The sequence below is a fragment of the Streptomyces lydicamycinicus genome (genome assembly GCF_000829715.2).
Classification (GTDB): Bacteria; Actinomycetota; Actinomycetes; order Streptomycetales; family Streptomycetaceae; genus Streptomyces; species Streptomyces lydicamycinicus.
This window is the reverse complement of the sequence record NZ_BBNO01000002.1, coordinates 25,366-50,315: the sequence shown is the minus strand read 5'-3', so window position 1 is coordinate 50,315 and position 24,950 is coordinate 25,366. Positions and strand designations below refer to the sequence as shown.

General features: G+C 71.7%; 19 protein-coding genes. 8 read left to right on the top strand and 11 right to left on the bottom strand.

Annotated elements, in window-relative coordinates; genetic code table 11:
• Positions 1-48: 48 nt before the first annotated feature.
• Positions 49-3,291, bottom strand: coding sequence for an NACHT domain-containing protein (locus TU31_RS05645; RefSeq protein ID WP_042150242.1), 3,243 nt, complete (start codon positions 3,289-3,291; stop codon positions 49-51).
• Positions 3,292-4,012: 721 nt separating this feature from the next.
• Here TU31_RS05645 and TU31_RS05640 point away from each other — a divergent pair.
• Positions 4,013-4,684, top strand: a complete 672-nt coding sequence (locus tag TU31_RS05640) for a M23 family metallopeptidase (RefSeq protein WP_042150237.1) — start codon at positions 4,013-4,015, stop codon at positions 4,682-4,684.
• Here TU31_RS05640 and TU31_RS05635 read toward each other — a convergent pair.
• Entirely contained in the window at positions 4,666-5,277 is a 612-nt protein-coding gene (locus TU31_RS05635) for a TetR/AcrR family transcriptional regulator (protein ID WP_042150234.1), read from the bottom strand. The two genes, TU31_RS05640 and TU31_RS05635, sit on opposite strands and share 19 nt — an antisense overlap.
• Before the next feature lie 141 nt (positions 5,278-5,418).
• On the opposite strand from TU31_RS05635, the gene TU31_RS05630 reads away from it, so the two are divergent.
• Positions 5,419-7,062, top strand: coding sequence for an MDR family MFS transporter (locus tag TU31_RS05630; protein WP_370682703.1), 1,644 nt, complete (start codon positions 5,419-5,421; stop codon positions 7,060-7,062).
• A gap of 250 nt (positions 7,063-7,312) precedes the next feature.
• Here the strand turns inward: TU31_RS05630 and cseC are convergent, their stop codons facing one another.
• The 5 genes from cseC to TU31_RS05605 form a co-directional block, all read right to left on the bottom strand.
• Positions 7,313-8,617, bottom strand: coding sequence for a two-component system sensor histidine kinase CseC (gene cseC, locus TU31_RS05625; RefSeq protein WP_042150228.1), 1,305 nt, complete (start codon positions 8,615-8,617; stop codon positions 7,313-7,315).
• 8 nt (positions 8,618-8,625) lie between these two features.
• On the bottom strand, positions 8,626-9,336 hold the full coding sequence (gene cseB, locus TU31_RS05620; RefSeq protein ID WP_042150225.1) for a two-component system response regulator CseB: 711 nt from the start codon (positions 9,334-9,336) through the stop codon (positions 8,626-8,628).
• 9 nt (positions 9,337-9,345) lie between these two features.
• A complete protein-coding gene (locus TU31_RS05615; RefSeq protein ID WP_052718826.1) occupies positions 9,346-9,957 on the bottom strand; it encodes a hypothetical protein in 612 nt (203 codons plus the stop codon).
• A gap of 253 nt (positions 9,958-10,210) precedes the next feature.
• Positions 10,211-10,816: a SigE family RNA polymerase sigma factor gene (locus tag TU31_RS05610; protein WP_370682710.1), complete on the bottom strand. Its 606-nt coding sequence runs from the start codon at positions 10,814-10,816 to the stop codon at positions 10,211-10,213.
• Positions 10,817-11,375: 559 nt separating this feature from the next.
• Positions 11,376-12,335 carry an HhH-GPD family protein gene (locus tag TU31_RS05605; RefSeq protein ID WP_042150219.1) on the bottom strand — a complete coding sequence of 320 codons (960 nt, stop codon included), beginning with the start codon at positions 12,333-12,335 and terminating at the stop codon, positions 11,376-11,378.
• Between the two features lie 381 nt (positions 12,336-12,716).
• Here TU31_RS05605 and TU31_RS36515 point away from each other — a divergent pair, with 381 nt between their 5' ends.
• On the top strand, positions 12,717-13,547 hold the full coding sequence (locus TU31_RS36515; protein ID WP_245698431.1) for a hypothetical protein: 831 nt from the start codon (positions 12,717-12,719) through the stop codon (positions 13,545-13,547).
• Between the two features lie 268 nt (positions 13,548-13,815).
• On the opposite strand, the gene TU31_RS05595 is transcribed toward TU31_RS36515, so the two are convergent.
• Positions 13,816-14,400: a phosphatase PAP2 family protein gene (locus TU31_RS05595; RefSeq protein ID WP_042150213.1), complete on the bottom strand. Its 585-nt coding sequence runs from the start codon at positions 14,398-14,400 to the stop codon at positions 13,816-13,818.
• Positions 14,401-14,672: 272 nt separating this feature from the next.
• Here TU31_RS05595 and TU31_RS05590 point away from each other — a divergent pair, with 272 nt between their 5' ends.
• The 3 genes from TU31_RS05590 to TU31_RS05580 all read left to right on the top strand — a co-directional run bounded on the left by TU31_RS05590 (position 14,673) and on the right by TU31_RS05580 (position 19,133).
• Positions 14,673-15,488, top strand: coding sequence for a hypothetical protein (locus TU31_RS05590; protein WP_042150209.1), 816 nt, complete (start codon positions 14,673-14,675; stop codon positions 15,486-15,488).
• Positions 15,489-15,899: 411 nt separating this feature from the next.
• Positions 15,900-16,886 carry an NAD-dependent epimerase/dehydratase family protein gene (locus TU31_RS05585; protein ID WP_042151663.1) on the top strand — a complete coding sequence of 329 codons (987 nt, stop codon included), beginning with the start codon at positions 15,900-15,902 and terminating at the stop codon, positions 16,884-16,886.
• A 636-nt stretch (positions 16,887-17,522) separates the two neighbouring features.
• Complete coding sequence (locus TU31_RS05580) at positions 17,523-19,133, top strand: GAF domain-containing sensor histidine kinase (protein WP_042151660.1); 1,611 nt, start codon at positions 17,523-17,525, stop codon at positions 19,131-19,133.
• Between the two features lie 46 nt (positions 19,134-19,179).
• Here TU31_RS05580 and TU31_RS05575 read toward each other — a convergent pair whose 3' ends face one another.
• Positions 19,180-19,878 carry a response regulator transcription factor gene (locus tag TU31_RS05575; RefSeq protein WP_042150207.1) on the bottom strand — a complete coding sequence of 233 codons (699 nt, stop codon included), beginning with the start codon at positions 19,876-19,878 and terminating at the stop codon, positions 19,180-19,182.
• Positions 19,879-20,146: 268 nt separating this feature from the next.
• Here TU31_RS05575 and TU31_RS05570 point away from each other — a divergent pair, with 268 nt between their 5' ends.
• Together TU31_RS05570 and TU31_RS05565 are read left to right on the top strand one after the other, a co-directional pair.
• Positions 20,147-21,436, top strand: a complete 1,290-nt coding sequence (locus TU31_RS05570) for a globin domain-containing protein (protein WP_042150204.1) — start codon at positions 20,147-20,149, stop codon at positions 21,434-21,436.
• A gap of 107 nt (positions 21,437-21,543) precedes the next feature.
• The gene (locus tag TU31_RS05565) at positions 21,544-22,041 is read left to right on the top strand and encodes a pyridoxamine 5'-phosphate oxidase family protein (protein ID WP_042151657.1); all 498 of its coding nucleotides are present in this window, start codon (positions 21,544-21,546) and stop codon (positions 22,039-22,041) included.
• A 143-nt stretch (positions 22,042-22,184) separates the two neighbouring features.
• On the opposite strand, the gene disA is transcribed toward TU31_RS05565, so the two are convergent.
• Positions 22,185-23,309: a DNA integrity scanning diadenylate cyclase DisA gene (gene disA / locus TU31_RS05560; protein WP_042150200.1), complete on the bottom strand. Its 1,125-nt coding sequence runs from the start codon at positions 23,307-23,309 to the stop codon at positions 22,185-22,187.
• A 125-nt stretch (positions 23,310-23,434) separates the two neighbouring features.
• Positions 23,435-24,847, bottom strand: a complete 1,413-nt coding sequence (gene radA, locus TU31_RS05555; protein WP_042150197.1) for a DNA repair protein RadA — start codon at positions 24,845-24,847, stop codon at positions 23,435-23,437.
• Positions 24,848-24,950 lie beyond the last annotated feature (103 nt).

Here is a 24,950-nt window from a genome sequence, read left to right as displayed (position 1 = left end):
AACTGCGGTGCTGAATAAGGGGGTTGAGGGGGAGCGCTGTCGGTCAGCCTATGCGCGGGGGCGGGGGTAGTGGGTGAGTTTGATGTGGGGAGGGAGGGAGTGGCCGGGTTCCGGGTGGACGTAGGAGAGATAGACCTCCTGGAGTTCCGGCAGGGCTGCCGCGGGGGAGAGGTCGATGGAGCCGTCGAGGATGCCGTAGAGCTGGAGTTTGCGGACACCGGGGAAAGCCGGGAGGGCGGCGCGCAGCAGGCGGCTCATTTCGGGCAGGGGAAGGCGTGCCGCGTTGAGGAGGCTGAGCGTTTTCACCTGCGGAAGCCGAAGACCGGCCGGCAGGTGCAGGGGGACCCCTTCCCTCGCCAGGCCGAACGAGAAATCCTCCAGCTCGCTCAGCAAGGCCAGCGCACCCCATTGATCCTCGCCGAAGTCGGCGGTGAGACGCGGCAGTTGGATGCCGCGCAAATGGGGCCAGCGGGTGATGCCGGTGAATTCGGCGCCGACGGACCGATTGAGGGTCACGTTATTCAACGGGGCATCAACGGGGAGCGCCGCCAAGCCCTCCGGCGGGAGCGTGCAGTGGAGCAGCAGGGTGCGGAGGTGGCGCAGCCGGCGAAGCCCGCGCGGAATCGGGACGTCTTTCCGGGGCGGCCCGGAGACGCTCAAGGCGTGGAGGCGAAGGTCCGTGATCGGGGCGACGCTTTCGACCGCCGGGCAGTCCCAGAGCGACAGCCACTCCAATGCGGGGAATTCGCGGAGGAAGGTGAGGTCGGCGATCTCCGGGTTCTCCGTGATCGACAGACTTTCGATCAGATCGAGCGGCAGCGCGCCGAGGAGTTCGGCAGCCGTGAAGGAGCCGCTCACCGAGACGCGTGCCCGGCCGAGTGTCCGGAGTGCGTGCAGTTCGGCGGGGGATGTCGCGGTGACGACCACCGTGGGGTCGAGGTGCCGGATGACCTCCCGGGCATAGGTGTCGGTATCGAATTGCTGCCATGACAGGGCGAGTTGGTGCTGAGTACCCGTCGCCGGGTGATTCCGGAAGCGCTTCATGACCTCCAGCGCCGCGTCCGACCCGATGAGCGCCGCGGTCGCCACCACCTCATGTGCCTCGTCGTCCGCCAGCCCCTCCGGACCGGGCAGCAGCTCCAGCACCAGCGGCCCCACCTCGGCGAGCAGATGTGATTCCTCGCGGCTGCGCGGCGGCAGAACGGCCTGCGCCCGCCCGTGGACCTCGTCCCGCACCCGTGGATCGACCTCCGTCGCATGCTCCAGACAGGCCATGGCCAGAAGGTGGACGCGCAAACGGGCTCCGCGGTCCTCGATACCGTCCCCGCGCTCCAGCAACCCCCGCAGGATCTCCGCCCGCTCCCGCGGCCTCGCATGCGCCACCGCCATCCGGATCACGTCCTCCCACTGGGAGTCCTCCGCATGCGCCACCAGCAGTCCGAAGTCACCGTCCTCCACGGCCGCCTTGGCGCCCAGGTAGTCCTGGAAGGTCCGGTGGACGAAGTCGACCGAGCCGGGCGCCGGTTCGCGCAGCAGGCCGCTGCGCAGCAGCAGATGGCGGAAAATAGCCGTCGCATCGCCCTGTTCCGCCGCGGCGGGCACGGCGGGGAGTGCCTCGCCGAGGATGCGTTCGGCGCGCTCCCGGTCGAGTTCGTTGCGCCCGTTGCGGATCAGCCAGTAGGCGAGCCGCTGGAGCAGCTGGATCTGCGGTTCGTCGCTCAGCTCGATGCCCGTGGGGGCGGCCATATCGCGTTCCCGGTCGCGGCGGGAGAGCAGCATGCCCAGGGCGGCGTCGTACAGCTCCTTGCGCCCGGTGGGCAGATAGCCGCGGCGGTCCCGGTGCAGTGCGCAGATCAGGCCGCACATGAGGGGGTTGGTGGCCAGCCGGGCGAGGTCCTGTTTGGTGTGTACGGCGGCCAGCAGGGACTGCTCATAGGCGTCGAGGCGTTCGGGGTCGTCGGCGTCGCAGCGGGCCGCGGTGTGCCAGCGGCCGATAAAGGCGGCGACCTCGGTGCGGCTCATGGCGGACAGCGTCAGCTCGCCGAAGCCGTCGGCGGCGAGCCAGTCGTCGCGTACGGCGGAGGGGCGGGAGGTGACCAGCCACAGGTTGTCGGGGAAGGCGTCCGTCAGATCGCGCAGCCAGCGGCGGGTCAGCTCGCGCTCGCGCTCGGGGATCTCGTCCAGGCCGTCGATCAGCAGCAGCGCCCGCCCGGAGGTCAGTACGCGGTCGGCCCAGCCCTCGGGCTGCGAGCCGGACACCGGGCAGCCGACGGACGCCAGGAACCGGTCGGGGGTGGGCAGCGGCGCCCCGTCACGGGTGAGGGTGCGCAGCGGGAGGACGAACGGGATCCGGCCGTAGAGGTGGGGGAGGGCCGTGTCGCCGGGGGCCTTGGTGCAGGAGACGGCCAGCCACTGGACGAGGGTGCTCTTGCCGGAGCCGGCGACGCCGCGCAGCAGGACGCGGTCGCGCCCGGCCAGGGCCTGGTCGGCGGGGACGGCCACCGGCGCCGGCGGCGCGCCCCGGGGGCCGTCCTCCTCGGCGAAGGGAAAGACGGCCTCCACCTCCGGGGCGGCCGGGGCCGTCGCCTCCAGGCTCATGTACGCCGCGTCCAGCGGCCACCGGTCCGGGGAGTGGGCCAGATCGATGCCGTAGATGGTCAGCCGGCCGTGCTTGCGGGCGAGGTACGCGAGGTAGCCGCGCTCGAAGGCGGCGTCCGCGGCCCGTGGGGACGGATGCCGCGCCAGGAACTCGTCGATGAGCGTGATCAGGCTGTCCAGGCTCCTGCTCTGCTGGACCAGGGTGCGGGCCACGAAGGCCGACCGCTGGGTGAAGAAGTGCACGATGTGCAGGCAGGCGATGCCGAGAAGGGTGGCGTGCAGCAGCTCGGCGTCCCGGGAGAGCCCGCGGACGGCGTGCGGGCTCGCCGCCTCCAGACGTTCGGCGAGGGCGGTGGCGCCCAGACGGACGGCCTGGACGTCGTCCATGTCGAGCTCGCCCAGTCCGCGCAGCGTGGTGGCCAGGGCCTCGGCCACCGCCCGGTCCTCGTCCGCGGCGAGGGGGCGCTCGCCGGGCCCGGCGCTCCGGATGGCCCGGTCGACCAGCTCCGCCGCGAGCTTGTGCAGGTCCTTGTCGGACAGGGTCCGCCGTTCGCCCTTGAAGCTGACCAGCCCGGAGATCCGTACGGGCTTCGCCACCAGGCCGGCGCCCGGCCCCTCCTTGACGAAGAGCTTCCTGATGAGCGGTGTGACCACGCCGGAGGCGAGTCGGACACCCAACGCTGACGGGTCCATCGTGCGGTCCGCCCTCCCCCGTGGCCGGTGCTGCCGTCCCGCCAGGCTAGAGCGGTGGTCGGGGCGACGGGGTGGTGATCGGCCAGGTGCGCGGGCGGGCGGGCCGCTGTGGCGGCGGTCACGGAATTCCGGACGCCATTACCGCTCAATTCGGACATTTGGCGAGCTCGGGTAACCCGGGTCACAAGGGCTGCGTAATCCGGGTCACAAATAGCGAGTAATCCGGGTCACAAAGGCCGGGTAAGCCACGTCACAAAGGCCCAAGTTGCCCGCGTCACAAGACCTCGAAACCCCGTATCGGGCGTCCGGGAGGGGTGTGAAAAGCGGTTGGATCTTGATTATCGGTGACATGGCACACGGGCGTTTTGGGGCCTACTAAAAGAATTAGGGGAATGGGAGCCCGGGGATACGGGGGTTTCCCGGGCCGGGCGAGGGGTTGGAGGCGGGTGAGCGGCGCGGGGGAGGCGGGCCCCGTGTGACGCATAGGGAAACGGCCTGCTCAAGGGGTGTGTGGCAGGCCCGGAGAGCGTGGCGAGATGTCCGAATTCGGGGGTTTCGTGCAGAGCTTTGACGGGCACGCAAGGGCCTCGGTCACCCGGCTCCTCGTACGGGCCGGGTTAGTAGAAAGGCCCCTTGGCGGGGCGGCGAAGGCGGGTTACCAAGGAATGGCGATCCCGGTCCGCAGCCGGGAAACCAATCAATTCACTGGAGGAAAACCCGCATGTCGAAGTTCACCGCTCTCCGCAATTCGAAGAAGTTCGCGCTGCGCAATCGCGTCGCCGTTGTCGCCGCCGGTGTCGGCGTTACCGCCGCCCTGGGCGCCGGTATTGCCACCGCCGCCGACGCGGGTCTGCAGAACCTCACCTCGGGTGTCGGTTCGACCGTGTCCGCGCAGGCCGACGCACAGGTCAAGTCCGCCGCCGACGCCAAGGCCGCCGCGGCCAAGGCCAAGAAGGCCGCGGCCAAGAAGGCCGACTCCTGGGTCAAGCCGGTCGACAAGTACACCCTGGGCTCGACCTTCGGTCTGGCCGGCAGCCACTGGTCGCACAACCACAGTGGCCAGGACTTCGTCGTGCCCACCGGCACCCCGGTCAAGTCCGTCCACAAGGGCACCGTGGTCAAGGCCGGTCCCTACGGCGGCGGCGACGGCCCGGCGTACGGCAACGCCATCGTGATCAAGCATGACAACGGCATGTACACCCAGTACGCGCACCTGTCGCAGATCGGCGTGAACGTCGGCCAGCAGGTCGGCACCGGCGACAAGATCGGCCTGTCCGGGAGCACCGGTAACTCCACCGGCCCCCATCTGCACTTCGAGGTCCGCACCGGTCCTGACTACGGGACGGGCATCGAGCCGACCGGATTCCTGCGGGCTCACGGCGATGCCGTCTGAGCTGAATCCGGCCGGGCTGGCCGGCGGTTCGGCGGGTTTGCCGCCGTGACCAGTTCTGTGGCGACCTCGAGGATGGCCTTGCGCTTCTCCTCGGGGTCGCCCTCCAGGTTCTGCATCGCGAACATGCCCGCATGCATGGAGAACAGCGCCGTGATGCAGCGCACCTGATCCGTCAGCTCCGACTCGGGCTCCCTGAGCAGCCCGAAGAGGGTCAGCATGCGCGATTTGAAGCTCTCGCCGATGCTCAGATCGCGCACCGCGGCCTGGTTCTCCTGCATGAAGCGGAAGAGGGGCTCGGCCGAGCGCAGCGACTCGCTGTAGCGGCGGATCAGCTCCTGCTTCGTCTCCAGCGTCCGCGGCTGCCCCTCGGCCCAGGCGATCAGCTCGTCGATGGGCCGGCCCAGGTCCTGGAACAGGCCGATGACGATGTCTTCCTTGGTCTTGAAGTGGTAGTACAGCGCGGCCTTGGTGACCTCAAGCTTCTCCGCGATCTCCCGTAGTGACGTCTTGTCATAGCCCTGTTCGGAGAACAGCTCCAGAGCGACGTCCTGGATGCGCTGGCGGGTGTTTCCCCTGCGCGCCTGTGTGCTCATGGTGCTCTCCTGCGTCGTCGGTACTGGTCAGAGGGCTGCCCAGTGGGGCACCAGAGAAACTTACTTGACGCCCGGCTAGTTAGTCGCCTACCTTCCTCACTGTACTGAACTAGCCGGGCGGCAAGTAAGTAGGAGTGAGTGATGGGGAAGTCGCGTCATGCGACCCCGACGGGGGACGGACAGACCTCGGCCGTGCAGGCCAGACCGGATGCAGCACCGGCCAAGGGGCAGGAAAAACAGCCGGCCAGCGTGCGGATGGTGCTCTTCGCGCTGATGATCGCGATGCTGCTCGCGATGCTGGACAACATGATCGTCGGCACCGCGATGCCGACCATCGTCGGTGAACTGGGCGGACTGGAGCATCTGTCCTGGGTGGTCACCGCGTACACGCTCGCCACCGCCGCCTCGACACCGATCTGGGGCAAGCTCGGCGACATGTACGGACGCAAGGGCGTCTTCCTCACCTCCATCGTGATCTTCCTGATCGGCTCCGCGCTCTCCGGCATGGCACAGGACATGGGGCAGCTGATCGGCTTCCGCGCCGTCCAGGGCCTGGGCGCCGGCGGTCTGATGGTCGGCGTCATGGCGATCATCGGCGATCTGATTCCGCCGCGGGAGCGCGGCAAGTACCAGGGCATGATGGCCGGCGTCATGGCCGTCGCCATGATCGGCGGACCGCTCGTCGGCGGCACCATCACCGACCACCTGGGCTGGCGCTGGAGCTTCTACATCAACCTGCCGCTCGGCGCGATCGCACTGATCATGGTCACCGCGGTGCTGCAGCTGCCGAAGAAGCGGGCGCAGACCCGGATCGACTACGTCGGCGCCGCGCTGCTCACCGTCGGCATCACCGCACTGGTGCTGATCACCACCTGGGGCGGCACCGAGTACGACTGGCTGTCGAGCCAGATCATCGGCCTCGGCGTCCTCGGTGTGGTCGCGCTCGCCCTCTTCGTACTCGTCGAACGCAAGGTCAGCGAGCCGGTGCTGCCGCTGCACATCTTCCGCAACGGCAACTTCTCACTCGTCACGCTCATCGGCTTCCTGGTCGGCTTCGTGATGTTCGGCTCGATGACCTTCCTGCCGCTGTTCCAGCAGACCGTGCAGGGCGCCTCGGCCACCAACTCCGGTCTGCTGCTGCTGCCGATGCTGCTGGCCATGATGGTGGTGTCGCTGTTCGCGGGCCGGGTCACCACCCGGACCGGCAAGTACAAGATCTTCGTCGTGGTCGGCGGCGGTCTGATCACCGCCGGCCTGACCCTGCTGTCCCTGATGGACACCGACACCACGCGCTTCACCTCGGGCGCCTACATGGCGGTGCTCGGCGCCGGTATGGGCTTCCTCATGCAGACCACGATGCTGATCGCCCAGAACAGCGTCGAGATGAAGGACATGGGCGTCGGCTCGTCCTCGGCCACCCTCTTCCGTACGATCGGCGGCTCCTTCGGCGTCGCCATCCTCGGCGCGATCTTCACCCACCAGGTGCAGGCCACGATGGTCGAACGGATCGGCAAGGCCGGCGAGAAGATGACCAGCGGCGGCGCCCAGATGGACCCGAAGGGGCTGGCCCAGCTCCCGCCGATGATCAAGGACGCCTACTCGCACGCGGTCGCCACCGGCACCCACCACGTCTTCCTGTGGGCCGCGGTGATCAGCGTCGTCGGCTTCGCCGCCGCCTGGTTCCTCAAGGAGGTCCCCCTGCGCGGCGGCCCGGCCACCCCGGCCGAAAGCGCGCAGCGCGACGACGCTCCCACGGACCGAATAGCAGTCCCCGAGTCCGTCTGAGCAAAAGCCGGTGGGGGTGCACGTGAACGATCACGTGCACCCCCACCGGCTTTTCCCCACCCCCAACGGGAGGTGACGGGCCGGAGCGGGTGGGTGTCCGGACGTAAAGCGAAGCAGTCCGGACACCCACCCGCGGAGGCCCGTCACCGCACCCGACAGCCCCGCGCAGCGGCACCGCCCGCCGCAGGCGAAAGAACGAGGTCTCCCACGGCGGGAAAGCCGAAAAGGTGGGAAGCCCCGCCAAATCGGCCTAACGATCCGGAAGCTGAATAACCGGAAAGCTCCCCGTATTGGTCGGAGCGTTCTCCGGAAGCCAGAGAACGGACACCGCACCCGTCGAACCGTCCGTCAGCTCATCCGCGTTGCGGAACGTCAGGCGGGCACCCAGCACCCGGGCCTGGCCCGCCGCGATCGTCAGCCCCAGCCCGTGTCCGCGGCCCGCCCGGTCGCTGCTGCCCGTACGGAAACGGCTCGGGCCCTCCCGCAACAGCGCCTCGGGGAAACCCGGACCGTGGTCGCGCACCCGCAGCACCCGGCCCTCGACGGTGACCTCGATCGGCGGGCGGCCGTGCCGGGCCGCATTGGCGATGAGATTGCCGAGGATCCGCTCCAGCCGGCGCGGATCGGTGGTGACATCGGCGTCCCGTACGACGTCGACGACGATGTCCGGGTCCAGGGCCCGCACCCGGCGGGTCACGAACTCCCCGAGCACCACGTCCTGAAGCTCGGCGCGCTCCGCATGGCCGTCGAGCCGCGCCACCTCCAGCACGTCCTCGACCAGGGTGCGCAGCGCCTGCGCCCGGTCGCGCACCAGCTCGGACGGGCGGCCCGGCGGCAGCAGCTCGGCGGCGGTCAGCAGACCGGTGACCGGAGTGCGCAACTCATGCGCGATATCGGCGGTGACCCGCCGCTCGGCCTCGATCCGTTCCTGTAGGGCGTCCGACATGGCATCCACGGCCCACGCCAGATCATCGGTCTCGTCCCGCACCCGGCCGGTGCCGACCTCGTCGCGAATACGGACCGAGGTGTCGCCGTCGGCGAGCTTGCCGGCCGCCGCGGCCGCCTTGCGCAGCCGCTTGGAGAGCCGCCCGCCGACCAGCACCCCCAGCGCACAGCCGCCGACCACCACCGCGGTCGAGCCGATCACCAGCGCCTGGTCCAGATCGTCCAGGACGGCGAAGCGGTCCGGGAAACTGTCGTGGACGGACAGCACCCGGCCGTTGCTGAGCGGGGAGGCCGCCCACACCTCGGGGGCGGTCTGTCCGGTGTCCTGGAGATAGGTGGCGCGCTTGTTCTTGGCGACCTCGTCACGCAGCGGCTGCGGCAGCGACGGATCATCGATCTTCGCGCCGAACTGAAGCCGGTTGGTGGACTCGAAGATCTTCTGCGTGAAGTTGAGCCGCTCGATCTGCACATCCCGGCTGTTGTCGAGCATGGAATGCCGGGCGGCGTTGTGCACGACAAGGCTCAGCGCGATCGCGACCAGTGCTCCGACGAGCGCGATCGCGGCGCTGAGCTTCCATCTCAGCCCCGTCCGCAGGGCCAGCCTGACCACCGGAGGTGTCAGCCTCTCAGCTTGTATCCGAAGCCGCGGACCGTCTCGATCCGGTCCTGGCCGATCTTGCCGCGCAACCGCTGGACATGGACGTCCACCACCCGGGTGTCACCGCCCCAGCCGTAGTCCCAGACCCGCTCCAGCAGCCGGTCCCGCGACAGGACCGTACCCGGCGCGTTCGAGAACTCCAGCAGCAGCCGCATCTCGGTGGGCGTCAGCGCGACATTCCGGCCGCCCTTGCGCACCTCCATGCCCTCGGTGTCGACCTCCAGATCACCGAACCGCAGCACCGCCTCGGCGGGATCGTCCGCCTCGGCCGCCGCGGCCCCGCCCCGCTCCGGCCCGCTGGCGTGACCGAAGCGGCGCAGCACGGCACGGATCCGGGCGACCAGCACCGCACCGTCGAACGGCTTGGTGACGTAGTCGTCGGCGCCGGCCTCCAGGCCGAGCACCACATCGATGGAATCGGCACGCGCCGACAGCATGATGACGGGCACCGTCGACTCGTCGCGGATCCGCCGGCACAGGCTGACGCCGTCGAGCCCCGGCACCATCACATCGAGCAGGGCGATGTCCGGACGGTTGGCACGGAACGCCTCCAGCCCCGCGAGCCCGTCGGGCATCGCGGTGACCACGAAGCCGTCCCGCTCCAGAGCGAGCTGAGTGGCCTCGCGGATGACGTCGTCGTCCTCGACGAAAAGCACATGGGTCTCGGCCATGCGGTTGTCTCAACCCTCCGATCCCGTGCCGTCGTCCGGCGTGGCGCCGTCGACGGTGGTCTTGCTGTAGTCGGTGTGATAGCCGTGGTTCTCGACGAAGCGGCCACCCGACCAGCGGTAGGGCATCACGTCCTCACCTGAAGGGCAGCACACCTTGTCGCCGGTGTCATAGGTCTGCTTGGAGACCTCCAGCTCGCCCTTGTTGACCCCGGCGGAGACCGACGGCTGTTCGTTCGTGTACACGTTGTCATACCCGAGCTTCGTGCCGCTGTGCTTGCGGTAGACGTACGAGCCGATCCCGACGGAATCCGCGCAGGTCATGACGTTGACGATGACATCGGGGGACTTGCCGCCGGTCAGCGACGCATAGGTCACCTCGACCGGGTACTCGTCGGCGGCGCACGGCTTGGCCAGGGACTTCTTCACGAACGCGCCGACCTTCGGGTCGTCCTTCAGCAGCTGGACCGCGTCGACCTTCTTGTAGTCCGCGGTCGAGGACGGGCTGGGAGAACTGCTCACCGGGCCCTTGGGAGGCACCGGGGTGCTGGTCGCGGAGCCCTCACTGCGCACACCCTCGCCCCCCGGATTGCATCCGGCCAGCAAAAGGCCGACGGCGGCCACTCCTGCCGTGGCCGCGCCGCCTCTGGTCAACCCGATCCTGGTCAACCTGTACCTGGACAATCCGCTCCCGCTCACCGTGCTGCTCGCACAGCCGCTGATCCCGCTGCTGTTCCTGAAGTGATTGTCGCGCGTCGAGCCCGGAGCCGTAAGGCACCCGTCGTTCTGCCCGTTTTCACCGGTAAGGATAGTTTTCGTGTGGTAACTGGTGTGATGTCGTACGTCGTGCCGTGTCCCGCGTGCCGTGCGCCGCCCGTCAGGCCGCGCACCGCTCCCGCTCCCGCTCGCCGCGCTCCAGCATCCGGGCGTCGATGTCGCGCATCTGAAGCTCCTGACGCAGCCGCGCCAGCGCACGGTGCAGCGTGCTCTTGACGGTACCCGTCGACATCCCGAGCGCCGCCGCGGTCTCCTCCGTGCTCATCTGCTCCCAGTGTCGCAGCACCACGACGCTGCGCTGCTTCGGAGCGAGCACCCCCAGGATGTCCATCAGCAGGGCACGGTCCGCGCGCTGCTCGGTGCCGTCGTCCACGCTCGCGTCCGGGAGCTGCTCGGTGGGCACCTCCTCCAGCTTGCGCGCCCGCCACCACTCCGTCCGGGTGTTGATCATGACGCGGCGGAGGTAGGCATCGGCCAGCGACTTGTCCGCGATGCCGTCCCAGCGGCCGTAGGTGCGGACCAGAGCGGTCTGCAACAGATCCTGAGCGTCCACCGGATCGGGCACGAGGCGCCGGGCGCTCCGCAGCAGGGCCTCCTGCCGCGTACGAACGTACTCTTCGAAGTCCAGTACCTTGCCGCCGCTGGTCGCCATCTCGACGCCTCCGATCCGCTTTCGTTTCCCCACGTTGACCGTGCCGGCAGTCATCTCCAGCACGAGGAAGACGCTACGGAGGGGGTGTTGCGACGTAATGTGCGTCGGCCCCACAACGAGTGCACGGAAAACCCTCGGTTGTGTAACAGCGCGCCAGGGGTCCTACTTCGGACGGACGGCAGGCCCGTGCACGTCATACTCCGGGGGGAGAAGCACCCCCGCCCCAAGACCTATCGGCCGTGACACGACGGCAACCGTGCCCAGCGAGGGCCTTCTTCAGGCCGTATCGCGGCACCTTTCGGTCATGCTGCCCTAAATGTGTTACCGCGTCAGACGGCCGGCCGTCACGCGAAGAGGCGCGGCCGCCTAAGCGGCCGCGCCTCCTCTTTGGTGTGGGGGTGACGGGGGTGGGTGGGGACGGGGGGATGACGGCCGCGGGTTTGGTGGCGGGGGGCCGCGTCCCTGTGTGTGTGACGGGTTCTGTGGGTGTGGCGGCTGCGGTCCTGGGGATGGCGGCCGCGGTCCTGTGGGGGTGGCAGCCGCGCTTTGGCCCAGATGACAGCCGGGCTCCTGCCCTTGTGACAGGCGCAGCCCGGCCTGGACGACGGCCGGGCTACGTCAGTGGCAGCCGGTACCGGCCTCCGCCCAGCGGCTCGACCAGACCGTCCGAGACCAGCCCGTCCAACGCCCGCGCACGCTGCACCGGCTCGTCCCACACCGCGTCCAGCACCTGCTGCGGCACCGGCGCGACCGCCTCGCGCAGCACGGCCAGCAGCTTGCCGCGCACCTGCCGGTCGGTACCGGCATAGGTCTGCGTACGACGCGGCGGACCGTCGTGCGCCGGCGACCCGGCCTGCCGCCACGCGCACTGCGCCGCGATCGGACAACGGTGACACTCCGGCGCGCGCGCCGTGCACAGCAGCGCACCCAGCTCCATCGTGGCCGCCGCCCAGCGCGCCGCGAGCTGCTCGTCCTCGGGCAGCAGCGCACGGGCGAGCTTGCGCTCCGCCGCGGTGGTGGCGTTCGGCGGGAACTGGCGGCCGGCCACCGCGCGGGCGAACACCCGGCGCACATTGGTGTCCAGCACCGCGTGCCGCTGCCCGTACGCGAAGGACGCGACCGCCGCGGCCGTGTACTCGCCGACGCCGGGCAGCGCCAGCAACTGGCCGTGCTCACGCGGCACGTCGCCGCCGTGCCGCTCCTGTATCGCGGACGCGGCGGCGTGCAGCCGCAGTGCGCGGCGCGGATAACCGAGCCGGCCCCAGGCCCGGACCGCCTCGCCCGGCGCCTCGGCGGCCAGGTCGGCGGGGCGCGGCCAGCGGGCCAGCCACTGCTCGTACACCGGCAGCACTCTGCTGACCGGGGTCTGCTGCAACATGAACTCGCTCACCATCACACCCCAGGCGCCCGCTTCGGGGCGGCGCCAGGGCAGATCGCGGGCGTGCTCGTCGAACCAGTCGGTGACCGGGCCGTGCAGCGCGGTCCCGTCGGCGGCTTCCGCGGCCGCGTCGGCGGCAGAAGCGGTCTCGGCGGCGGCGGTCGTGGCAGTGGTGGTGACAGGCGTCGAAGTCATGGCATGCCGATCCTGGCACGTCCGGCCTCGCCCAGGAAACGCACCGGGCCCGCCCCGCCGCACGCCCACCCACACGCAGGACGGCCAACCACTCACGGGCGGGGGCTACTGGGGGGTAGGGAGGGGTGGGGCGGGGCATGGGGGGAGGGCGGTGAGTGGTGTGCGGTGGGCGAATCGGTCGGCGGTCGGTGGTCGGTGTTAGGGGGCTGGGGCCGGGGCCGGGGGCCCGGTGGCGGGCGGGGAGGGGGCGTGCGGTGCGAGGGGCCGGCACGACGACTCAACAGCCACGCCCCGGCAGGAACTCGCTACTCTCCGTAATCGTTGCTGGAATAGAAGGAGGCGGCAAGCGAGGCCAAGGAGACAACAAGCGAGGATGCGGGCATGGCGGAGATGAACGGAGCGGGCGGCACGGGCGGCATGGACGGCGCGGGCGCGGGGGAATGCATGGGCCACTCGGAAGGTAGGGGGCATGCGGGTGACGCGGCGGGGGCGGGCGCTGCGGCGGGGCCGGGTGGCGTGGCGGGACCGGGGGGTGCCGCGGGGCACGGTGGCGCGGTGGGGCCGGATGGCGCCGCGCCGGCGGCCGGGTCGGTCTGCCCGGAGGCGATCCGGCGGGCGCTGGCCGCGCATACGACGATGACGCTCGCGTATGTGGACGAGGACGGGCCACAGGCGTGCGCGGTGCTGTACGCGACCGGGGCGGCCGAGGCGGTTGAGGGGACTGCCACCGCCGGCGCGGCCAAGACGCCCGGCGCGCTCGACGAGGCCGGCGCAGCCGACGACGTCGACGAGGCCGGTGTGTCGGGCGGGCCCGGCGTGTCGGGCGTGGAGGCCGGCGGGGCGGCCGGTGTGACGGGCGGCCTGGAGGCTGGTGCCGGGCCCGCGCTGTATTTCGTCACCGCGACCGCGACCCGGCACGGCCGGGCCCTCGCGGAGCCCGGCGCGCGGGTCGCGTTCACGGCTCAGCGGGACGGGCAGGAGTGGAGCGGCCTGACGGGGCTTCAGGGGCGGGGGCGCTGCCGTCCGCTGACCGGCGCCGAGCGGGCGGCCGGCTGGCAGGTATATGTCGAGCGCTTTCCGTTCGTCGCGACGAGTGACCGGCTGCGTGCCGCCCTGGAGCGGACGACGCTCTGGGAGCTGCGCCCCGACTGGCTGCGGCTGATCGACAACAGCCAGGGCTTCGGCCACAAGGAGGAGTGGTCGCGGAGCTGAGCCCCTTGGGTGCTCAGCCCCGCGGGGGTGAGGCCGGGCGGGCCCGCGGGTGGTGAGACCGGGTGGAGCCCCGGGCCGGTGAGGCTCCGCGGGTGGTTAGGCCCGCGGGTGGCTAGGCCCTGGGGCGATGAGGCCTTGGGGGTAGTGCGCCCCTGGGATGGCGGGCCCCCGGGGGGTGCGCCCTGGGGGTGTGGCCCTGAGGTGGTGCGCTCCGGCGGCTATGTGGGCCGTGTGGGCTGTGCAGGCAGCTGTGCGGGCTGCGCGTGGGCTATGCCGCGACCAGTGCCCGCCACCGGCCGGTCCGCATCCTTGTCACCAGGTTGGTTGTCGGGCGGGTGAGCAGTGCTGTGCACAGGGCCGCGGCTGTTGCGCCGAGGGTGAGGCCGGCCAGGACGTCGTGGGGGTAGTGGACGCCGACGAAGACCCGGGACAGGCCGGTCAGGAGGGCGACCGGTAGGGCGAGCAGGAGAGTGGCGCGGCAGGCGAGGGCGAGGGCGACGGCCAGGGCGGCGGCGATGGTTGAGTGGTTGCTGGGGAAGGACCAGTCGCCCTCGGGCGGGCACGGCACGAGCGAGGCGGCCGCGCCCGCCACCGCCCGGCACGGCCGTTCCTCGTCCACCACGCTCTTGACGAGCTCGCTCAGCAGGTAGGCGACGGCGCTGGATATCGGCACCAGTACCGCGCGGGCCACCGAGCGGGCCGGGTGGCTGCGGGCCCGCCACCACACGGGCACCGCCGTAGCCATCAGGAGCAGCAGTCCGCCCTCGGTGCCGAGTTCGGCCAGGGTGCGGAGCCAGTCGGGGGCGTGGTGGGCGAGGTCGGTGAGGTCGCGGTAGAGAGTGGTGCTGTTCATGATCAACGACCGTATGGACGGGCCCGGTTGTGCCGCTGCTGACGATCGGCAGGGGCGCATCTGACGAAAGTGAGGCCGGAGTGGACCGGAGTGGATCGAAGCGGACCGGAGTGGAGCAGGTCGAGAGGTAGTGGGGCATCAGGCCCCGTTGGGGCCGGAAACGCGGCTGGGGGACGTCTTCTGGCCGGCTCCGGGCCGATCATGGGAAAAGTTGCAGCCGGAAGCGGCGGGTACTGGCCTGTGTGGGTGCCGATCTCTCGTAGAGTTTCCGCGTGGGATCACTGCGCAATCCGATCGGGCCGCTTCCCTCCTCCATCTACTGGCGGCGGAGGGCCGTTGCGCTGGCCATCGTCGTCCTGCTCGCCCTCCTGGTGGTGTGGGCCGTCAACTGGGGCGGGGGCGCCGGCAAGAGCGGCGATGAGGGCAAGGGATCGCACGGCAACGGACCCGCGACGTCCATCACACCTGGCCCCTCCGCCAGCGGGCCGGTGAATGACCAAAAGCCGGGCGGGCGCGACGAGTCGGGTGACGACGGGGGATCGGGCTCCGGTTCCGGTGGGTCGGGCGCCGCGGGTGGCGGCAGTGGAAGTTCCGGCGACAGCGGAGGATCCGGTGGTTCCGGTTCCGGGAGTGGGCCGATCGGTCAGGGCTCAGGCAAGAACGCCGTCGCGGCCGGTTCCTCGCTCCCCAACTGTGTTTCCGGTAAGGCGGAGTTGGATCTTCGTAGCGTCAAGCACTCCTACGCGCCCGGTACCCGGCCGAAGTTCGAGCTGACGATCGAGAATGCGGCCGGGGCGGCCTGCAAGGTGGATCTCGGGCAGAAGGCCGCGGTGCTCACCATCAGCGACGCCGCGGGCGACGAACGGGTCTGGGCCTCGAACGACTGCCCGTCGGGCACCGCGCCCGCGCTGTTGCAGGTGCCGGCCAAGGGGTCCGTGCAGCGCACCATCGAGTGGGACCGCCGGGCCAGCGGCCCGCAGTGCGCCACGCCGAGTTCGGCCAAGGTGCCCGCCGGCAAGTATGAGATCGAGGCGCAGGTGCCGGGGCTGGAGGCGGCCCGTACGACGTTCGTCCTGGCTGAGGGCTGAGGGCTGAGGGCTGAGGGCTGAGGGCTGAGGGCTGAGGGCTGAGGGCTGACGGCTGAGGCCCCTGCCTGAGGCCGCCGCCTGAGGCCCAGGGCTGTGCCTGGAGCTGAGGCCGCGAATCGAGCCCGACGACCGGCACCGGCCGGAGCTGACCACTACCGACCGGCTCCGGCTGACACCAACCAGAGCCGAACGCCCCGCCGCCCCAAAGGAAGCACCCCGGCACCGGCCACAGCCGACCACTACCGACCGGGTCCAACCGGCACCGACCGGCTCCGGCCGACACCAACCAGCCTCGAACACCCCGCCGCCCCCAAGCGCGGAAGCGCCCCCTCCCCTTATTCCGCCCAGAGGGATTCCGCTGAGAGCGTGCGTTGCTGGTCGCGGGTGGCGGCGTGCGGCACAGTCGCCGTCATGAAGCTACTGATGCTGGGTGGTACGGAGTTCGTGGGGCGGGCGGTTGCCGAGGCGGCGCTGGCGCGGGGGTGGGAGGTGACGGTGTTCCACCGGGGGAAGCATGCTCCGCCGGAGGGGGCGGCGACGCTGCACGGCGATCGTGGGAGCGCGGCGGGGCTCGCGGCCCTGGAGGAGGGTGAGTGGGACGCCGTCGTCGACACCTGGAGCGGTGCCCCGTCGGCGGTGCGGGACACGGCGCGGCTGCTGGCCGGGCGGGTCGGGAGGTACGCGTATGTCTCCAGCGGCTCGGTGTACGCCTTTCCGCCCACGCCCCCGTTCGACGAGCAGGCCCCAGTGGTGGCGGGCTCCCCCGATGCCACCGACGCCGCGGACTATGCGCTGGCCAAGCGGGGCGGTGAGCTGGCCGCGACCGAGGCGTTCGGGGACCGGGCGCTGCTGCTGCGTGCGGGGCTGATCCTCGGGCCGTACGAGAACATCGGGCGGCTGCCGTGGTGGCTGACCCGGATCGCCCGTGGTGGCCCGGTTCTTGCGCCGGGGCCGCGGGAGTTGGCGCTCCAGTACATCGACGTCCGGGATCTCGCCGCATGGACGGTCGATGCGCTGGAGGCCGGGCGCGGCGGTGCGTACAACCTGGTGAGCGAGGTCGGGCACGCCACGATGGGGGAGTTCCTGGAGAGTTGTGTGACGGTCACCGGCGCGGACGTGGAGCTGCGCTGGACCGCCCCGGAGGATGTCCTCGCCGCCGGTATCGCGCCCTGGATCGAGCTGCCGGTCTGGCTGGCGACCGGCGAGCCGGATGCTGTGATCTACGGTTCCGATGTGTCCAAGGCCCTGGCGGACGGGCTGCGTTGCCGTCCCGTGGGCGAGACGGTCGCCGACACCTGGGCCTGGCTCCAGAGCATCGGCGGGGTGGCGCCGCAGCGGCCGGACCGGCCGGTGGTGGGGCTGCCGCCGGAGAAGGAGGCCGCTGTCCTGCGGGGGTGAGGGCCGCGGTCCCCACGAGGCCCCGCGGACCCCACGAGGTCCTGCGCCCCCCACGAGGCCCCGCGCTCCCCACGAGGCCCCGCGGACCCCTCCTCAGAGACCTCCTCCAACCCGTGTCACGTCAGCAGTCCACCTCGGCCCCCCTCCCCGCGTAGCCCACCCTGAAGGATCTGCGTTCCGCGGTGTGCTGCTGACCGCCCGCTGTTGCCGTGGCTCCCCGGCATCCGACGGGTCCGCCCCGCCACCCGAGGGGCGCGCGGGCCGGCGCGGAAACGCGGCCAATGGACCGGGAAGGGCCGGGACATGAGCACGGGGGAGACTCGGCCCTTCCCGGTGTCACCATGCTCGTTCGCCGGGGGGCCGGGGCCCAGGGCCGAACAGCCCCCTCGCCGGACCGGGAGACCCTAGGGGGAGGGGAAGTTCGGCCGGTTCGGTCTCCGGGTGGATGTTCGGCCGGTGCGATCTCCGGGTGGGTGGCCGGGCGATGCGGTCTCCGGACGGGGCGGCCGGGCCGCTCGGCTACGCTGCTGAGCAGGGACGGGGTTCGGGGCAATTGGGGGCAGGGCGGTCATGTCCGATCCGAAGCGGGCCGCGCCGGAGGCGCGTTGGCCGCATCTGCGCGCGCCGGAGGACCGGATGCGCAGTCTGCTCGACGCGGTGATGGGCCTGGGGCGGGGGCTGGAGTTGCCGCAGGTGCTCGGGGGCATCGTGGAGGCGGCGGTCGCCCTCACCGACGCGGAGTACGGCGCGCTCGGTGTGGTCGGTGACGGGCAGCGGCTCTCGCAGTTCCTGCCGGTGGGGATGTCCGAGGAGCTCATCGCGTCGATCGGCCCGTTACCGTGCGGCCGGGGCATCCTCGGTGAGCTCATCCGCCGTCCCGAGCCGCTGCGGCTCACCGATCTGTCCCGCCACCCGCGCAGTTACGGGTTTCCCGCGCACCATCCGCCGATGCGGACGTTCCTCGGGGTGCCGGTCCGGGTGCGTGACGAGGTGTTCGGCAATCTCTACCTCACCGAGAAGCGGGGCGGCGGCTCGTTCGACGCCGATGACGAGGCGGTGGTGACCACGCTGTCGATCGCGGCGGGGGTGGCGATCGACAACGCCCGGATGTATCACGAGAGCCGCCGCCGGGAGCGCTGGCTGGAGGCGCTGGGCGAGATCACCAGGAGCCTGCTGTCCGGTACGGAGGCGGACCAGGTGTTGCGGCTGATCGCCGAGCGGGCCATGGAGGTGGCCGGCGCCGACTGCGCGGCGGTGCTGCTGCCGGTGCCGTCGGCCCCGGACCGGCTGGCGGTGGCGGTGGCGCACGGCGCGGGCGCCGGCCGTATCGCGGGGCTGACGGTGCCGGCCGAGGGGTCGCTGCCCGGGACGGCGGCGCGTACGGGGCGGCCGGTGGTCAGCGCCGATGTACGGAGCGATCCGCGGGCGCATCCGCTGGGGGCGGGTACCGGGGCGGACGAGGAGTACGGTCCGGCGGTCGCGGTGCCGCTCCAGGTCGACATCGGGTGCGGGGCGCTGCGGCTGTGCCGGCTGGCGGGCCGGCCGGCCTTCGACGAGACCGAGGCGAAGCTGATTTCGGGCTTTGCCGATCAGGCCGTGATCGCCCTGGAACTCGGCCGGCGGCGGGCCGAGTCGGAGGAGCTGGCGGTCTTCCACGACCGGGACCGCATCGCCCGGGACCTGCATGATCTGGCCATTCAGCGGCTGTTCGCCACCGGGATCACCTTGCAGAGCGCGACCCGGCTGATCGACCGGCCCGAGGCGGCCGAGCGGGTCGGGCGGGCGGTCGATGACCTGGACACCACCATCAAGATCATTCGGTCCACCATCTTCGAACTGCGCACGGCCGGGGACGGTGCCGACGGTGCGGGTCTGCGCCGTGGGCTCACCGACGCCGTGCGGACGGCGGCGCGCACGCTGGGCTTCACCCCGTCGCTGCGGATCGACGGCCCGGCGGACACCAGCGTCCCCGACGAACTGGCCGGGCACCTGCTGGCGGTGACCGCGGAGGCCCTCAGCAACGCCGCCCGGCACGCCCGCGCCCGGCGCCTCGATGTCGCCCTGACGGTGGCGGACGAGGTGACGCTGACGGTGGTGGACGACGGGGTGGGGGTGGGCGCCGCGCGGCATACGGGGGGCCTGGCCAATATGCGGGCGCGGGCCGAGCTGTACGGGGGCCGGCTGACGGTCGAGTCCCCGGAGCCGGGCGGTACCCGGATCGTGTGGCGGGTTCCGCTGCCGGGCTGAGCCCCGTCGGGCATCGGGGCGGACCCGGTGTGGCGGGCCGGGGCGCTCAGCCCCGCTGTTCCCGGAAGCGCTCGGCGACCATCGCCGCCTGGACGCGGCGGCCCACTCCCAGCTTGGCGAGGATGGCCGAGACGCGGTTCTTGACGGTCTTCTCCGCGAGGAACAGCCGGTCGGCGATCTCCCGGTTGGTCAGTCCCTCGCCGATCAGCTCCAGTACCTGCCGTTCCCGGGGCGAGAGCTGGTCCAGCTCCGACGGCGGTGCCTCGGGCGTCTCGTGGGGGCCGCGCAGCCGTGCCATCACCCGGGACGCGGTGCGCGGGTCCAGCATGGATTCGCCCGCCGCCACCGTGCGTACCGCGTGTACCAGGCCGGATCCGTTGATCTGCTTGAGGACGTAGCCGGCGGCCCCCGCCATGATGGCGTCGAAGAGCGCTTCGTCGTCGTCGAACGAGGTCAGCATCAGGCAGGCCAGCTCCGGCATCCGGGCGCGTAACTCCCGGCACACCTCGATGCCTTCGTGGTCGCCGCCGGGGCCGTCGCCGCCGCCGAGGCGGACGTCGAGCACCGCCACCTGCGGGCGGGCGGCCGGTACCCGGGCGAGGGCCTGCCGGCGGTCCCCCGCCTCGCCCACGACCTCGATGTCCTCCTCCGCTTCGAGGAGGTCCCGCACCCCGCGCCGGACCACCTCGTGGTCGTCGAGGATGAAGACGCGCAGCGGTGCGGCGGGTGCGGGGTGCAGGTTCATTCGGTGCTCGCTTGGTCGCCCGGTAGGTGCGGGATGGTCCGTTGTGGGGTCTCTCAGTATGGGCGGCCCTGGTGGGCGTGGTGCGCCCGGTACGGCCCCCGGGGTCGAGCATCGCGGGGTGCGCGGCGGGGGCGAAAGGGCCGAACGGCCCTGGGGAGCAGGGCCGATGGGGCACCGCGGCCCGCTGCCATACTGGCGCCCCTTTCCGGACCGCGGCATTCCCGGTATCCCGCCGCCCGGTCCGTCGTCGCAGCCAGGAGGTCCGCTCATGCATGCCTTTACGGGCACCGTCGGCCACGAGTACCACGCACTGCTGGCCCGGCACGACGCGATGCGGCTGCGGCGCCGGATGCTGGGCCAGGACCGTGCGCCGGAGCCGGAGTTAGCGTCGGCGGTGCCCTACGACGGCGCCGCCGACCAGCGGCTGATCGTGCGGCACCTGCCGCTGGTGACGCCGTTCGACGAGTTGATCGGCCTTCTCTACGACGAGATGTTCGCGCGGTGGCCGTCCCTGCGGCGGCTGTTCCCCGCGTCGATGGAGTTCCAGCGGTCCCATCTCGCCCGCGCCTTCCGCTACTTGATCGAGAATCTGGACCGTCCGGACGAGGTGGCCGCGTTCTTCACCCGGCTCGGCCGGGACCACCGCAAACTCGGGGTGCGGCCGGTGCACTACGAGACGTTCGAGGCGGCCTTGTGTGTGGCGCTGCGGAAGTCCGCGGGGCCGGGCTGGAGCGAGGCGGCGGAGCAGGCGTGGGTGCGGATGCTGCGGTTCGCCGTGGCGGCCATGGTCGACGGCGCGGAGGCCACTCTCGCCGAACCGGCGTACTGGCGGGGCACGGTGGTCGGCCATGAGCTGCGCCGCCCGGACCTCGCGGTGCTGCGGGTGCGGACCGACGAGCCCTATCCGTACCGGGCCGGCCAGTACGCCGCCGTCGAGTCCCCGCTGCTGCCGCAGGCCTGGCGACAGTACTCCCTCGCCTGCGCCCCGCGGCCGGTGCGCGAGCTGGAGTTCCATGTGCGGCAGACCGGCGCCGGAGGGGTCAGTGAGGCGCTGGTGGCGCACACCCGGGTCGGGGACACACTGCGTCTGGGGCCGGCGCAGGGGACGATGACGCTGGACGACGACCCCTCGCGTGAGCTGCTGATGGTGGCGGGCGGCACGGGGTGGGCCCCGGTCAAGGCGCTGTTGGAGGAGCTGGCCGGGCGCCGGGGCGGCGGTGGTGGGCCCGCCCTGCCGGCGGTGCGGGAGCCGCGCGGGGTGCAGTTGTTCCTGGGCGCCCGCAGCCGCGACGAGCTGTATGACGCGCGGGTGCTGTCCCGTTGGGCGGCGCGTCATCGGTGGCTGCATGTGGTGCCTGTGCTCGACGTGGGTGCCCAAGGGGGCGGCCGCGGCCCGGTGGTGGAGGCGGTGGCCCGCCGGGGTGGCTGGTCCGGGCATCTCGCCTTCGTCAGCGGGCCGCCCGCGATGGTCGGCGCGACCGTGGCGCGGCTGACCGCGGCCGGCCTGCCCGCCGAGCAGGTCCGGTACGACCCGGTCCTCGACTCCCCGGCCGCCTGATCCCGCCCCGCCCGGGGGCCGAACGGCCCCTGGTGCGCGGTGATCGCCGGCCTTCTACTGGGCATGTCAGCGCGTGGGAGGACGAGAGGGAGCACACGGTGAACTACATGGCGTCCCGGCCGGGTGCCGGAGTGACCCGGGCGGGCGGGGCCGGGACCGCCGGGCCCCGGCACAGCATCCCGCTGCACCGTGCGGAGGCGCTGCGGCTCCTCGGCAGTGTGTCGCTGGGCCGGATCGTCTTCACCCAGGACGCGCTGCCGGCGATCCGCCCGGTCAACCATCTGCTGGACCGGGGCGAGATCATCATCCGGACGCAGGAGGGCGCGGCGATCGCCACGGTGACCCGGCAGGCCGATACCGAGGGCGTCGTCGTCGCCTACGAGGCGGACACCATCGACCCGGTGACGCACGTCGGCTGGAGCGTGGTGGTCACCGGTTACTGCCGGCCGGTCACCGATCCGCGCGACCTGGCGTACTACGGGGAGCTGCTGCACCCCTGGACGGAGGGGCAGCGGGAACACGCCCTGCGGATCCGCCCCGACCTCGTCACGGGCCTCCGGCTCACCGCCGCGCTCCCCGCATCTGCCACCGGGTCCCGTCCCTGACCGGCGGACGGACCGGGCCGGCGGCACACGCGGCGGCCTTGCAGCGGATCGTCGAGGAGCCGCGGCGTACGGCGAGCGGGGACGGCGGACCGGGGCGTGTCCCCCTGGACGTACCGCTTGGACGTACCGTCCGGACGTACCGCTTAGACGTACCGCTCCAGGATCGATGACTCCGCCAGCCGCGACAGGCCCTCGCGGACCGAGCGGGCGCGGGCCTCGCCGACGCCGTCGACCGTCTGGAGGTCGTCGACGCTGGCCGCGAGCAGCTTCTGGAGGCCGCCGAAGTGGTCGACGAGGCGGTCGATGACCGTGCCGGGCAGCCGGGGGACCTTCGCCAGCAGGCGGAAGCCGCGCGGCGAGACCGCGGAGTCCAGCGTCTCGGGGGCGCCGCTGTAGCCCAAGGCGCGGGCCACGATGGGGAGTTCGAGGAGTTCGGTGTGGCTGAGGGCGTCCAGCTCGGCGAGCGCCTCGGCGACCGTACGGGACCGCTTGGCGGTCGGCTCGGGGACATAGTCGCGGACGACCAGCTCCCGCTCGGGCTCCACACCGGCGATCAGCTCCTCCAGCTGGAGGGCGAGCAGCCGGCCGTCCGTGCCGAGCTCGACGACGTACTCGGCGATCTCGGTGGCGATCCGGCGGACCATCTCCAGGCGCTGGGCGACCGCGGTGACATCGCGGACCGTCACCAAGTCCTCGATCTCCAGGGCGGAGAGGGTGCCGGCGACCTCGTCCAGGCGGAGCTTGTAGCGCTCCAGCGTCGCCAGCGCCTGGTTGGCGCGGGAGAGGATCGCCGCCGACTCCTCCAGGACACGGCGCTCCCCGTCGACATAGAGGGCGATCAGGCGCATCGACTGGCTGACGGAGACGACCGGGAAGCCGGCCTGGATGGAGACGCGCTGGGCGGTGCGGTGGCGGGTGCCGGTCTCCTCCGTCGGGATGGAGGCGTCCGGCACCAGCTGGACCCCGGCCCGCATGATCTTGGTGATGTCCTTGTCGAGGACCAGGGCGCCGTCGAGCTTGCACAGCTCGCGCAGCCGGGTCGCGGTGAACTCCACATCGAGGACGAAGCCACCGGTACACATGGACTCGACGGTCTTGTCGAAGCCGAGGACGATCAGCCCGCCGGTGTTGCCGCGGAGGATGCGCTCCAGGCCGTCGCGCAGGGCGGTACCGGGCGCGACGGCGCTCAGCGAGGCGCGCATCAGGCTCTCGGTGCCGGCGCTTCCACCGGACCTGCCGGAAGTCGATGCCCGGTCGTTGGCTGCCACTGCACTCCTCCGTCACAAGGTCTGTCGGTCCGCAGGCCGCCCGGCCCATGCTGTGGTTGACGTACCAGCGGAGCGTACGTGGCCGACAGGCAATTCTGCGGTGACGGGCGAGACCAGGGCAAAGTCTACCGGCGTGCGCCCTCTTCCTGTGGGGCCTCCCGGCGCACCCGCTTGGGCAGCACGCTGAGTGCCTGTCCGACGTCGGCGACCTCCAGGACCCGCATCCCGTCGGGGATCTTGCCGGGGTCGGTGGGGACGAGGGCGTGGGTGAAGCCGAGGCGGGCCGCCTCGGACAGCCGGCGCTGGACGCCCGTGACGCGTCTGACCTCGCCCGCGAGGCCCACTTCACCGATGGCGACGAGGTTCTTCGGCAGTGGGGTGTCACTGGCCGCGCTGGCCAGGGCGAGGGCCACGGCGAGGTCCGCGGCGGGCTCGGTCAGCTTCACTCCGCCGACCGTCGCGCTGTAGATGTCGCGTTTGCCCAGGGCGCTGATCCGGCCGCGCTGTTCCAGGACGGCGAGCATCATCGAGACGCGGGAGGTCTCCAGGCCGGAGGTGGTGCGCCGGGGGGAGGGGATCTGGGAGTCGACGGTCAGCGCCTGGACCTCGGCGACCAGGGGGCGGCGGCCCTCCAGGGTCACGGTCAGGCAGGTGCCGGGCACCGGCTCGGCGCGGCGGGTCAGGAAGAGGCCCGAGGGGTCGGTGAGGCCGGTGATGCCTTCGTCGTGCAGCTCGAAGCAGCCGACCTCGTCGGTGGTGCCGTAGCGGTTCTTGACGCCGCGGACCAGGCGCAGCCGGGCGTGCCGGTCGCCCTCGAAGTGCAGGACGACATCGACGAGATGCTCCAGGAGGCGCGGTCCGGCGATGGCGCCGTCCTTGGTGACATGGCCCACCAGGAGGGTGGCCATCCCGCGTTCCTTGGAGGCCCGGATCAGTGCGCCGGCGACCTCGCGGACCTGGGCCATCCCGCCGGGCGCCCCTTCGATCTCGGGGGAGGCGACGGTCTGTACCGAGTCGAGGATCAGCAGCGACGGCTTGACGGTGTCGAGGTGGCCGAGCACCGCGGACAGGTCGGTTTCGGCGGCCAGATACAGATGGTCGTCGAGGGCGCCGATGCGGTCGGCGCGCAGCCGTACCTGGCTCGCGGATTCCTCGCCGGTGACATACAGCGTGCGGTGGGCGTCGGAGGCGGCCTTGGCGGCGACGTCCAGCAGCAGGGTGGATTTGCCCACGCCGGGCTCGCCGGCCACCAGCGCGACGGCGCCGGGGACCAGCCCGCCGCCGAGGACGCGGTCCAGCTCGGGCACGCCCGTCGAGCGGGCGGTGGCCTGCTTGCCGTCGACCTGGCCGATGGGCAGGGCGGCGGTGGTGACCCGGCCGGGCGCGGTCGTGCGCACCGCGGGGGCGCCGCCGAACTCCTCGACCGTGCCCCACGCCTGGCACTCGGGACAGCGGCCGAGCCATTTGGCGGTGGTCCAGCCGCATTCGGTGCAGCGGTAGGAGGGACGCTCCTTGCCCGACGATTTACGCGTTGCCATGGGGTCACCGTAGCGGCGGGGTCTGACAACGCCGCCGGGAGCCGGCGGGCGCCCTTGCGGGGAGCGTCCCAGGAGGGGGCGCCGCCGTCGGCGGTTGCGCCGA

Coding starts and splice junctions, on each gene's coding strand:
- TU31_RS05645 (WP_042150242.1), bottom strand. CDS start 3,291: ATGGACCCGTCAGCGTTGGGTGTCCGACTCGCCTCCGGCGTGGTCACA.
- TU31_RS05640 (WP_042150237.1), top strand. CDS start 4,013: ATGTCGAAGTTCACCGCTCTCCGCAATTCGAAGAAGTTCGCGCTGCGC.
- TU31_RS05635 (WP_042150234.1), bottom strand. CDS start 5,277: ATGAGCACACAGGCGCGCAGGGGAAACACCCGCCAGCGCATCCAGGAC.
- TU31_RS05630 (WP_370682703.1), top strand. CDS start 5,419: ATGGGGAAGTCGCGTCATGCGACCCCGACGGGGGACGGACAGACCTCG.
- cseB (WP_042150225.1), bottom strand. CDS start 9,336: ATGGCCGAGACCCATGTGCTTTTCGTCGAGGACGACGACGTCATCCGC.
- TU31_RS05610 (WP_370682710.1), bottom strand. CDS start 10,816: ATGACTGCCGGCACGGTCAACGTGGGGAAACGAAAGCGGATCGGAGGC.
- TU31_RS05605 (WP_042150219.1), bottom strand. CDS start 12,335: ATGACTTCGACGCCTGTCACCACCACTGCCACGACCGCCGCCGCCGAG.
- TU31_RS36515 (WP_245698431.1), top strand. CDS start 12,717: ATGGCGGAGATGAACGGAGCGGGCGGCACGGGCGGCATGGACGGCGCG.
- TU31_RS05595 (WP_042150213.1), bottom strand. CDS start 14,400: ATGAACAGCACCACTCTCTACCGCGACCTCACCGACCTCGCCCACCAC.
- TU31_RS05585 (WP_042151663.1), top strand. CDS start 15,900: ATGAAGCTACTGATGCTGGGTGGTACGGAGTTCGTGGGGCGGGCGGTT.
- TU31_RS05580 (WP_042151660.1), top strand. CDS start 17,523: ATGCGCAGTCTGCTCGACGCGGTGATGGGCCTGGGGCGGGGGCTGGAG.
- TU31_RS05575 (WP_042150207.1), bottom strand. CDS start 19,878: ATGAACCTGCACCCCGCACCCGCCGCACCGCTGCGCGTCTTCATCCTC.
- TU31_RS05570 (WP_042150204.1), top strand. CDS start 20,147: ATGCATGCCTTTACGGGCACCGTCGGCCACGAGTACCACGCACTGCTG.
- TU31_RS05565 (WP_042151657.1), top strand. CDS start 21,544: ATGGCGTCCCGGCCGGGTGCCGGAGTGACCCGGGCGGGCGGGGCCGGG.
- radA (WP_042150197.1), bottom strand. CDS start 24,847: ATGGCAACGCGTAAATCGTCGGGCAAGGAGCGTCCCTCCTACCGCTGC.